The organism is Candidatus Omnitrophota bacterium (assembly GCA_034717435.1).
Taxonomy (GTDB): Bacteria; Omnitrophota; JAUWXU01; order JAUWXU01; family JAUWXU01; genus JAYELI01.
This window is the reverse complement of the sequence record JAYELI010000051.1, coordinates 1-9,951: the sequence shown is the minus strand read 5'-3', so window position 1 is coordinate 9,951 and position 9,951 is coordinate 1. Positions and strand designations below refer to the sequence as shown.

The 9,951-nt window shown below is 43.6% G+C and carries 9 protein-coding genes; 8 read left to right on the top strand and 1 reads right to left on the bottom strand.

Annotated features, from left to right (window positions below; all coding sequences use genetic code 11):
* Positions 1-61: 61 nt before the first annotated feature.
* From glyA to amrS, 6 genes are all read left to right on the top strand, one after another.
* Positions 62-1,327 (top strand): serine hydroxymethyltransferase, encoded by a 1,266-nt coding sequence (gene glyA / locus U9Q08_04245; protein ID MEA3328919.1) that lies wholly within the window; start codon positions 62-64, stop codon positions 1,325-1,327.
* Positions 1,324-1,773: a cytidine/deoxycytidylate deaminase family protein gene (locus U9Q08_04240; protein MEA3328918.1), complete on the top strand. Its 450-nt coding sequence runs from the start codon at positions 1,324-1,326 to the stop codon at positions 1,771-1,773. Before glyA ends, U9Q08_04240 begins: the two co-directional genes overlap by 4 nt.
* Before the next feature lie 75 nt (positions 1,774-1,848).
* Positions 1,849-2,298: a transcriptional regulator NrdR gene (nrdR, locus tag U9Q08_04235; protein MEA3328917.1), complete on the top strand. Its 450-nt coding sequence runs from the start codon at positions 1,849-1,851 to the stop codon at positions 2,296-2,298.
* A gap of 13 nt (positions 2,299-2,311) precedes the next feature.
* Positions 2,312-4,747, top strand: a complete 2,436-nt coding sequence (gene nrdD, locus U9Q08_04230) for an anaerobic ribonucleoside-triphosphate reductase (GenBank protein MEA3328916.1) — start codon at positions 2,312-2,314, stop codon at positions 4,745-4,747.
* A 55-nt stretch (positions 4,748-4,802) separates the two neighbouring features.
* Positions 4,803-5,555, top strand: a complete 753-nt coding sequence (locus U9Q08_04225; protein ID MEA3328915.1) for an anaerobic ribonucleoside-triphosphate reductase activating protein — start codon at positions 4,803-4,805, stop codon at positions 5,553-5,555.
* Positions 5,552-6,403 (top strand): AmmeMemoRadiSam system radical SAM enzyme, encoded by an 852-nt coding sequence (amrS, locus tag U9Q08_04220; protein ID MEA3328914.1) that lies wholly within the window; start codon positions 5,552-5,554, stop codon positions 6,401-6,403. Before U9Q08_04225 ends, amrS begins: the two co-directional genes overlap by 4 nt.
* On the opposite strand, the gene U9Q08_04215 is transcribed toward amrS, so the two are convergent.
* On the bottom strand, positions 6,400-8,019 hold the full coding sequence (locus U9Q08_04215; protein MEA3328913.1) for a peptidyl-prolyl cis-trans isomerase: 1,620 nt from the start codon (positions 8,017-8,019) through the stop codon (positions 6,400-6,402). The two genes, amrS and U9Q08_04215, sit on opposite strands and share 4 nt — an antisense overlap.
* 127 nt (positions 8,020-8,146) lie before the next feature.
* On the opposite strand from U9Q08_04215, the gene U9Q08_04210 reads away from it, so the two are divergent.
* Both U9Q08_04210 and aroA read left to right on the top strand, forming a co-directional pair.
* Positions 8,147-8,533 (top strand): PEGA domain-containing protein, encoded by a 387-nt coding sequence (locus U9Q08_04210; GenBank protein ID MEA3328912.1) that lies wholly within the window; start codon positions 8,147-8,149, stop codon positions 8,531-8,533.
* Positions 8,530-9,822, top strand: a complete 1,293-nt coding sequence (gene aroA, locus U9Q08_04205; protein MEA3328911.1) for a 3-phosphoshikimate 1-carboxyvinyltransferase — start codon at positions 8,530-8,532, stop codon at positions 9,820-9,822. The genes U9Q08_04210 and aroA overlap by 4 nt, the downstream gene beginning before the upstream one ends.
* Positions 9,823-9,951 lie beyond the last annotated feature (129 nt).

The following is a 9,951-nucleotide window of genomic DNA, read 5'->3' as shown; positions in this document are numbered from 1 at the left end:
CGTCCCTCGTCCCTCGGAACATGAATTTGGTGATATAGAAAGGGAGGTAAAAGTGGAACACTTGGAACATCTCTGGAAAGTCGATCCTGAAATTTATAAAATTATTTATCAAGAAACCCGGCGCCAACATTCCAATCTTGAACTTATCGCCAGCGAAAACTTTGTTGATTTAGCTGTGCTGGAGGCGCAGGGATCAGTGCTTACCAATAAATATGCCGAGGGTTATCCCGATGCCCGGTGGTACAGTGGATGTGAGTTTGTCGATCAGGCCGAGAAGCTGGCTGTGGAGCGCGCCAAGAAAATATTCGGCGCTGAACACGTCAATGTCCAGCCGCATTCCGGCGCCCAGGCTAACATGGCTGTGCTTTATGCTGTGCTTAGGCCCGGGGATAAGATCTTGGCTATGAACCTGATCCACGGAGGACACCTTACCCATGGCCATCGCCACAATTTCTCAGGCAAATATTTTGAGGTAATTCCTTATGGCGTAAGCCCGCGGGATGAACGGATAGATTATGACCAGTTGATGGACCTGGCCAAAAAAAACAGGCCAAAATTGATTATAGTCGGAGCCAGCGCCTACCCGCGAATCATTGATTTTAAAGCTGTGCGCAAGGTTGCTGACCAGGTAGGCGCACTTGTGATGGCTGATATAGCTCATATTGCCGGCTTAATAGCAGCCGGGATTCATCCCAGTCCGGTCCCGCATAGCGAATTTGTTACCACTACTACCCATAAAACGCTGCGCGGTCCGAGGGCAGGAATGATTCTTTGCCAGGAGAGGTTTGCCAAAAAAATCGACGCAGCTATATTTCCCGGGATCCAGGGAGGCCCGTTGATGCATGTTATTGCTGCCAAGGCTGTAGCTTTAAAGCAGGTTATGCAGCCGGAATTTAAGGAGTATCAGAAAAAAGTAGTTTGCAACGCCGCGCTTTTAGCCGGAGGGCTGGCTGAAAAGGGATACAGGATAGTTTCAGGCGGAACCGACACCCATCTTTTTTTAGTGGATCTTAGCCCAAAAAACATTACCGGCAAGGATGCGGCTGATATCCTGGATAAAGCCAGAATCACTGTTAATAAAAACTTAATTCCCTTTGATAAGAAATCTCCCCTCCTGGCCAGCGGGATCCGTTTAGGGACTCCGGCGATTACCACCCGGGGGATGGGAGAAAACGAGATGCTTAAGATATCCGGGTTTATTGATAAGGTATTAAGTTCACCGGCCGATCAAAAAGTAATCCGGGATGTAAAAAAGGAAATGGAAGAGTTAGTGGAACAATTCCCGCTTTATCAATCCTTGAGAACCAAGATGAAACAAAGATTATGAAAAAGACCAGACCTTCCTGGGATGAATATTTTTTAGAGATTGCCGGGCTTTTGGCTAAGCGATCGACCTGTCTGCGCCGGGAGGTAGGAGCCCTGATAGTTAAAGATAAAAAAATATTAACAACCGGTTATAACGGTGCTCCGACAGCCATTGAACATTGCGATAGCGCAGGATGTTTAAGGGAAAAATTAAAAGTTCCTTCGGGAGAGCGCCACGAATTATGCCGGGGGCTTCATGCGGAACAAAACGCCCTTATTCAGGCAGCCCGTTATGGAGTTGATGTTTCCGGCGGCACCCTTTATTGCACCAATCACCCTTGTATTATCTGTGCCAAAATGCTGATTAACGCAGGAATAAAAAAGATCGTTGTTGCCTCCGGGTATCCTGACCAGATATCTGAGGACTTTCTTAAACAGGCTAAGATCGAAGTAATCAAAGCAAAATAATTTCCTTGACAACCCCCCATATATAGAGTATAATCACTATCGTAATACCATATCGTGTATATTTAAGGCCACAAGATGAAATGTCCATATTGTAAACACGAGGATGATAAGGTGGTGGATTCGCGGTCTTCCGGTGAAGGTTATGTCATCAGGCGGCGCAGAGAATGCTTGAAATGCGGGTATCGTTTTACGACCTATGAAAGGATAGAGCAGACACCATTGATGGTGATTAAGAAAGACGGACGGAAGGAGGAATTTAACCGCCATAAATTGTTGAATGGGGTCAAAAAGGCCTGCGAAAAAAGGCCTGTTGCAATGGAAATATTGGAAAAAGCAGTAGATGAAATAGAGCGAAAACTTGAGGAAAAATTTGAAGACGAGATAGCTTCAAATGCGATAGGCCGAATGGTAATGAGGAAACTATACAGCCTGGATGAAGTAGCCTACGTGAGATTTGCTTCTGTTTACCGCCAGTTTAAAGATGTGGATCAATTTATGGATGAAGTAAAGAAATTGCGCAAATAGAAAGGGGGGTGCCGTGGGACCAGAATCGATCTTAGAAAAAGACAGGGCCGGTCAGCAAACCACTGAGCAAACTTTGGAGTATGCCAGTAAGCGAGATGGAAGAATAGTCAAGTTTGATAAATCTAAAATCAGCCAGGCCATTTTTAAAGCTGCTCAGGCAGTAGGAGGGGAAGACAAAGAATTAGCCGATGAACTGGCCAGTGTGGTGGCCTTGTTTTTGCAAAAAAATTTCAACTCACGCATTCCTCAAATTGAAGAGATTCAAGACATAGTAGAAAAGGTTCTGATCGAGACCGGCCATGCCCAGACTGCCAAAATATACATTCTTTATCGAGACCAGCGGACCAGGAACAGGGAAAGTCTACGGGTAAGAAAACAGACCAAAGAACAGGCTGACTCTACCGATATGTTGTTACTGGTTGCTCCGCTAAGCAAAGACGAAATTTTATCGTGGGATAAGGTTAAAATTGCGCAGGCCCTGGTCAAGGAGGCATCTTTGTCCGAAAGGCTGGCCTATGAAATAGCAGCCAACGTGGAAAAGAAAATATTTAAAACCGGGATTGAGCAGATATCTACTGCTTTGATCAGAGAGTTAGTGGATAATGAACTTTTTGAAAGAGGTTTAGGCAGGAAGTTATCCCGGCAAACGATTATCGGCATGCCTTCTTTTGATCTTGATCAGTTGATCCTTTCTAAAAGCAATGAAAACAGCAATATTACTGCTAATAATCCTGAGGCGATTAATCTGTCTATAGCCGAGAATACCATCAAGCAATATATGCTCTCCAGGGTTTTCAGTGAGGATGTTTCCAGCGCCCATCTTAAAGGGATCATCCATATTCACGACCTGGGTTATCCGCGGGTTTACTGCAGTTCGCATTCCCTGGAATATCTGAAAAAGTATGGGCTCAAGCTCGAAAATTCAGAGATCGCCTCCTTTCCAGCCAAGCATGCCCGCACGCTCACCGGACACTTGAATACGTTTCTTGCTTCAATGCAGGCATATTATGCCGGTGCATTGGGAATCAGCTTTCTTAACATTTTCTATGCCCCGTATCTGACGGATTTGGATTATGAACAGATAAAACAGGAAGCACAATATTTGATCTTTTCCCTGTCCCAGTCAGCTTTTTCCCGGGGAGGCCAGGTATTATTTATTGATGCCAACATTCATTTAGGGATCCCTGATTATTTAAAGGATGTTGCGGCTATCGGACCTGAGGGGAAATACACCGGCAAGACTTATGGCGATTATGAAAAAGAAGCCCAGATTTTTGCTAAGGTGTTGATGGATGTCTGGCGCAAGGGCGACCGGGACGGGCACCCGTTTACCTTTCCTAAATTAGACCTTCATATTGATCAGAAGACATTCGAGGATCCGGAACAATATAAACTGTTTCAATATGCCTGTCAGATAGCCAGCGAAAACGGTTCTCCTTATTTTGTTTTTGATAAAGGCAATGAGGCAGTTTTGAGCCAGTGCTGCAGGCTTCGTCAAAAGATTAAAGATAAGCAGATGATCGAGCATCCTGAAAGCCTGCGTTTCTGCGGGTTTCAAAACATAACGATCAATCTTCCTCAAGCAGCTTTTCGCGCCGGAAAAGGAAATATTGATAAGGTCTATAAGGAAATAAGCCAGGCAATGGATTTTGCCTTTAAGGCTCACTATCAGAAGAAGGATTTTATCAAGAAAATGATGAGCGAGCCCGGAATGCCGATGTGGGAAGTGGGAAAAACCGCTAAAGACGGTCGTCCTTATGTTGATCTAGAAAAAGCCACCTATATAATCGGGGTTATTGGTTTAAATGAATGCGTTCAGTATTTAACCGGTAAAGAGCTTCATGAAGATGAGGACGCGTTTAAAACAGGGCTGAAGATTATTTCATTCATGAATTTTAAGACCAAAGAGGAAGAAAAACAAAGTAACCTGGAGTTTGCGCTTGAAGAATCACCGGCAGAAAGCGCTTCCCGCAGGCTTTCCAAGATAGACCTGAGGCAATTTCCTGAAGAGGCCGGCGGAGTTGTCAGGGGCGATGTCGAAAAAGATCTCTACTATTATACAAATTCAATTCACCTCCGGGCAGACGCACCAATAGATTTAATCACCCGAATTGAAAAACAGGCAAAGTTTCATCCCCTGATAGAGTCAGGCGCGATTATTCACGCCTTTGTCGGAGAACAAAGGCCGTCGGCAGAAGCTGTTTCGCAGCTGGTGAAAAAGGTTTTTAAAAATACCCCTGCTGCCCAGCTGGTCATTTCTCCGGAGTTTACTATCTGCAATAATTGCCATAAGATGAGCAAGGGGTTACTTGACAAATGCGCGCATTGCGGCGATAGCAACGTATATGGAATAACCAGAGTAGTGGGATACTACAGCAGGGTTGATAACTGGAACAGCTCCAAACTCGGCGAACTCGCCGACCGGCAAAAAGGAGAATATAAAGTCTGACCGGATACTTTTTGTAAAGGGAGAGACAGCTTTAATTTTAAAAAAAGGGGACAGCTTGCTGTATGAAATTGCAGACAGGACAACAGTGCCGGAGATAAAGGGGTTTATCAAAAGTACGCTGATAGACTGGGAGGGGAGGGTTGCCTCGATTATCTGGCTCGGGGGTTGTAATTTTAGATGCCCTTTTTGCTATGCAACTGAGTTAGTCTTAAATCCCGCCAAATTGCCAACCACTTCATTTGAAGAAGTAGAGCATTTTCTAAAAGAAAAAAAGGACTGGATCGACGGCCTGGTGATTTGCGGGGGAGAGCCGACTATTCATTCCGGCCTTCCGGAATTAATCCAGAAGTTTAAAAAAATTCCAGTAGCAATTAAGCTGGATACCAATGGAACAAACCCAGACATGCTTAAGTCCCTGCTTGAGGAGGAATTAATTGATTATGTGGCAATGGATTTAAAAGCGCCGCTGGATGCGCCGCAATATGACCGGCTGGCAGGGGTAAAGGTTGATCTGGAAAAGATTAAACAGAGCATCGATATTTTGATTAATGGTAAGATTGATTACGAATTCAGAACCACGGTTTGCCCCGCCTTTCTTGATAAGGATGATATTCTAAAAATGGCTCAATTGATTAACGGCGCTAATCGCTATGTGCTTCAAGAGTTCAAGCCGGGTGAGTGTTTTGATCCGGAAATGAACAAGCTTGATTCTTATCCGATTAGCGAATTAAAAACTATGGCTAAAGAGGCAAAGAAATTTGCAGCCAATACCTATGTCCGGGGAGAGAGCCGGGAAGAGATTGAATGAAAGAGGCATTGTATTATCAAAAACTGGAACAAGGAAAGGTTTGCTGTCTGCTTTGTCCGAGAAAATGTGTTATCGCTTCAGGTAAATATGGATTTTGCAGGGTAAGAAAAAATATAGATGGAAAACTTTTTTCTGAGAATTACGGCCGGGTTAGCTCAATAGCCCTGGATCCAATAGAAAAGAAACCGCTTTATCATTTTCATCCCGGGAAATCCATTCTTTCTTTAGGGACTAAAGGCTGTAATTTAAGCTGCCTGTTCTGTCAGAACTGGCAAATTTCCCAGGCTGATGATGTGGATACCAGGCCGATCAGCTTAGAAGAGATTATTAATCAGGCCAAAAAGGTAAATTCGTTCGGCATCGCCTATACATATAATGAACCCCTGACCTGGTATGAGTTTATTCTTCAGTCAGCCAGGTTTGCCGGGAAGAAAGGGCTGAAGAATGTTCTGGTGACCAATGGTTTCATAAACCAGGAGCCGCTAAAAGAACTGATACCTTACATAGATGCCTTGAATATCGATCTTAAATCCATTGATGATAATTTTTATGTTAAATATTGCGGAGGAACGCTGAAGCCGGTTTTAGAGACCATAAAAACAGCTTCCCGCTTTGCGCATCTGGAGCTTACCAACCTGATTATACCAACCTTAAATGATTCGCGGGAAAATTTTATAAAACTCAGGGATTGGATTTTTGAAAACCTGGGCCCCGGAGTGCCGCTTCACTTTTCAGGGTATTTCCCGTGTTATAAAATGGATATTCCGCCTACGCCGTTAAAAACGCTGGAAATGGCCAGAGAAATAGCCCTTGAAAAGCTGCGTTATGTTTACTTAGGTAATGTTTAACTTTCCGGGGGAGGCGTTAAATTGCTTTTAAGGCCGGCTTTTTTTCTTGCTTCGTTGAGCCACGAAAGGTAGATAAGAGATTTTTTTTGGTCCAGCACTTTTAACCGGTAGGTGTCGAGCTCGGTTTTAAGCTTTTCTTCATCTGCCGGTTCATTTTTTATCAGCCAGAGAACGGCGTAGCCATTGCGCATTTTGACCGGCATACTCAATTCTCCTTCTCTCAGGTCAAAGGCTGTTTTGCTAAATTCAAAGTTTTTTCCTATTTCCGGGATGTAGCCGGTTCTGGTAAAAAACCCGCTGTCTTTTACTTCCAAAGAAAGAGTTTCGCAGGCCTGCTTGAAATCAATACCTTCTTTTTGCATCGAGTGTCCTATTTTAGAGCGGTAATCCTCACTGCTGGTTTTACAAAGATCCCGGGATTTTACCTTGGTTAAGGACTGGTTGACTTTTTCTTTGGTTTCTTCAAAGCCGGGGATGTAAGATTCTTTTTTATCCTTAGGCCTGATGATATATACTCCTTTCGGGGTGGACATTGGATTGCTGATTTCGCCTATTTTTAAGGAAAACGCGTTGTCGCACAGCCGGGCTGACCAGCCGAAGATTGAAATAATGGCTGTTTTGACCGAAAGCCCTGTTTCTTTGGGGCCCAATGAATCTAAAACCTGAGGATTGTCAAATAACCGGTCAGAGATTTCATCTGCCTTTTGCCGGGCAAGGTCTTTTGCCTGCTCAGACGCCAGTTTTCTTTTTATTGTGTCTTTTACTTTTTTTAAAGGGGTATAGTTTTTTTCAGCCTCTTGATTATTCTTTTTTTCTTCCTGTTTTTCGTCCCCGGGCAGTTCAAATTCTTCCAGATTGTTGTTGTAGTATTTTTTTATTTCCTCTTCAGTAACAGCCGTTTTTTCTTTAAAGTCAGCGTAGCTAAATTCCAGATACTGCAGATTTACCTGCTCGGCTACCTTAAATTCCGCTGAATTTTTATTGTAGTGATCTTTTAACTGGTCTTCGGTCAATTCTGCCTCAGATTCAAAATCTTCATTTTTCACCATGAAGTAAAGAACCTTTGTTTTATCAAACTCTTTTTTATAGGCATCTTTTATTTCCTCTTCGCTAACGGTTATTTTACTTACGATGGAATTGCGCATTTTTTCAATAGACAGGGAATCTTTTATTTCTGTCTCAAAGACCCGGGGCGTGGTTCTAAATATAGCAGTTATTAAATAATCATATAAGGCCTTATTGAATTTACCGTCTTTTTGAAAAAAGGGATATTTTTTAATGGTTTCGATAACCTGTTCGTCGCTTACCGTGATATTTTGCTTTTTTATCTGGTTAAGAAGGATAAGCCGGTCCCAGGCTGCCTGCTCCAGGCCTAAATATTTTGCCACGCTGGAGAACTTATCGCCATAGAACATTATTGCCTGATTCCTGCAGGCATTGTAGCTGGCTGCATATTCCTTAAACGAGACCTTTCGGCTGAAAATAGTGCCGGCAAAAGCAGGGCCTTTTTGTTTTTTGCCACCGGTGATTGCAGTGCCCGCTCCCCATAAAGCAAAGGTTATTATTAATGCCCAGATTATCTGTTTAGTGAATTTTCTCATTGATTTTATTATCATCTGGATCTCCTGAACGCAAATAACAAAAATGTATTATAAGACACTTTAAAAAATTAAGCAAGTAAAATATAGCGGAAAAAAGGGAGGCTTGCATTTTTTAATGGATTATGATACATTTTAAATTGAAATGGCAAATAAAAATAAAATAGTAAAGATTAAACGCATAGGATTATTCGTTTTTCTTGCCGCCGTATTGAGTTCTGCCCCCGGTTGCGTAAAAAGGATTGTTACCATCGATTCTCAACCGTCCGGGGCAGAAGTATCTTTTGGCCGCAAAACCGTGGGGACAACTCCCTGCAATTTCGACTTTACTTTCTACGGTTCCTACCCCGTTAAATTGACCAAGGAAGGATACAAGGATTTTTATGCCGCTGCAAAATTAAAGCCCCCATTCTATGAATGGATACCTCTTGATTTTGTTTCAGAACTCTTGCTTCCGGTTCAATTTAAAGATGTCCATAGTTTTACATACCGGTTATTCCCCGAAGAGCCGTTTGAATTTGAAGAAGAATGAAGAAAATCGTAGTAAAGCCAACCGAAGAATTAAAAGGAGTTATAACCCTCCCGGGCGATAAATCTATCTCACATCGGGCGGTTATGATCGGTTCTATTGCCCGGGGTATAACCCGGGTCAGAAATTTTTTGGATAGCCAGGATTGCCGGAGGACGATAAATGCGTTCAGGATGCTGGGGATAAATATAAGAAAGGACAAAAACGAACTCATTGTCGAAGGCAGGGGGTTAAAAGGGCTTAGCAAGCCCAAAGGCCCGATTTACCTGGGAAATTCCGGGACATCGATCAGGCTGCTTAGCGGTATCCTTGCCGGCCAGAAATTTAGCTCCCGGCTTAGGGCAGATAGTTCTCTTTCTAAAAGGCCGATGAAGCGAATTATTGATCCGCTGAAACTTATGGGCGCTGAGATAAGATCAACCCCTGGCTTGCGCTCGGAATGTTATCCTCCTCTGGAAATTCAGGGCAGGGAACTCCGGTCAATAAAGTATAATACCAAGCTGGCCAGCGCCCAGGTTAAATCAGCTATTTTATTAGCCGGGCTTTTCGGCCGGGGATTGACTAAAGTTGGTGAGCCGGCTAAATCCCGGGACCATACTGAACGAATGTTAAAGTTTTTTGGGGCTGATATTTCTGTTAAAGATAAGACTGTTTCGCTGAGAAGCGGGGAGCTGAAAGGAAGATCGGTGGACATACCGGGAGATATTTCTTCGGCTGCCTTTTTTTTGGCAGCTGCCGGTTTAAATAAGGGTTCGTCGCTGAAGTTGTGTTCTGTCGGTTTAAATCCGACCAGGACAGCTATTCTGGATGTCTTAAGGCAAATGGGAGTGAGAATAAAGATCGTAAACAGGCACAGTAAAAATTTTGAGCCGCGGGGAGATGTCATAGTTAAAAAAGGAACCTTAAGAGGTATTAAGATCAGCGGCAGTATAATTCCCGGGATCATTGACGAGATTCCGCTTGTTATGGTAATAGCCAGCCTGGCCAAAGGAAGAACTGTAATAGAAGATGCCGGAGAACTGCGGGTAAAGGAGACTGACCGGATTTCCTCAATGGTCTCTAATCTAAAAATACTGGGAGCAGATATTAAGGAAAGCAAAGACGGCGCTTTGATCCAGGGAGTCGACTGTTTATCCGGGGGCAGGGTCAAAAGCTTTGGAGACCATCGCACAGCGATGAGTATGGTTATCGCCGGCTTGAATGCCAAAGGCAAAACTGTTATCGAAAATACCGCCTGTATAGATACGTCCTTTCCCGGCTTTATGGATACCTTTAAAAAAATATCAAGCTGATAATAGGTGTCATCCTGAGGGAGCGTAAGCGTAGGTGTCATCCTGAGGGAGCGTAAGCGTAGGTGTCATCCTGAGGGAGCGTAAGCGTAGGTGTCATCCTGAGGGAGCGTAAGCGTAGGTGTCATCCTG